Annotated in this window: 1 protein-coding gene; it reads right to left on the minus strand. The window is 47.9% G+C overall.

Translation table 11 applies throughout. The features are described from left to right. On the minus strand, window positions 1–1232 hold a 1232-nt coding region (gene murJ, locus R7Q38_RS23825; RefSeq protein ID WP_318114527.1), incomplete at its 3' end, for a murein biosynthesis integral membrane protein MurJ. Window positions 1233–1250 lie beyond the last annotated feature (18 nt).

The raw sequence follows: 1250 nt of genomic DNA on the forward strand, positions 1-1250 counted from the left end.
GCGAAAATTGCGTTGAACACCATGTTAGTCACCATCGCGATGATGCCGTATTTCACTGGCGTTTTTGTGTCTTGACGTGAGTAATAGCCTGGCGCCAACACTTTAATTAACATGAAATTCAATAGTCCAGATGCGTAAGCGAGCAACGACAGAGACGCTTGGTGCACATCTTGTGGAGAGAACTCACCGCGCATAAATAGCACCATCAACATCGGCTTCGCCAACGCCATCAAACCCAACATCGCCGGAATCCCGAGCAGCGTTACCATGCGAACGCCCCAATCCATGGTATGTGCAAAACCTTCGCTCTGCGAGTCCACATGTTTACGAGACAGCGCAGGCAAAATCACCGTCGCAATCGCAATACCAAACAGCCCCAGCGGGAACTCCAACAAACGATCGGAATAATACAACCAGCTGATTGAGCCAGTTTGTAGAAAGCTGGCAATAAAAGTATCAAATAGCAGGTTGATTTGACTGACAGAGACGCCAAACAAAGCGGGAATCATCAACGTGCGGATTTTTACCACCCCAGGATCGCGCCACCCCCACTTAGGCTTAACCATCACGCCCGCTTTAATAAGGAAAGGAATTTGGAATAAGAACTGAACCAAACCACCTAAAAACACACCGATAGCCAGACCGATTTCCGGTTGAGACATCTGTGGCGAGATAAACCAAGCCGCCAGAATGATCATGACATTCAAAAAGACCGGAGTGAATGAGGAGACGGCAAACTTGCCGAGTGTATTAAGAATGGCTCCGGAAAGCGCAACAAAGGTGATGAACCATAAATAAGGGAAGGTAATTTTGAGCATCAGACTGGCTAGCTCAAATTTCTCTGCGGCCGGCCCACCATGCATCCAATCTAAAAACCAGCCAAAACCAAACAGCGCGGTTACCACACCAGAGCCCAGCACGCCCAGCACGGTAACAATAGAGACTATAACCCCTAACGTACCGGCAGCACGAGCAATCAACTCGCGTGTTTTGTCCATATCACCTTGAGCGTGATTCTCCGTTAAAACAGGGACAAACGCTTGAGAAAAAGCCCCTTCAGCAAACAAACGTCGTAAGAAATTCGGAATTTTGTTGGCGAAGAAAAAGACGTCTGCGCTTGCTCCTGCCCCCATTAAATTTGCCACTACAACATCGCGAACTAAACCCAGAACGCGGGAAATTAATGTCATAGCACTGACGATCATGCCTGACTTGAGTAGTCGTTTACTCACTGTAACCTCGGAATATCA

Source organism: Vibrio sp. Vb0598, from assembly GCF_033338935.1.
In the GTDB taxonomy this organism is placed as follows: Bacteria; Pseudomonadota; Gammaproteobacteria; order Enterobacterales; family Vibrionaceae; genus Vibrio; species Vibrio alginolyticus.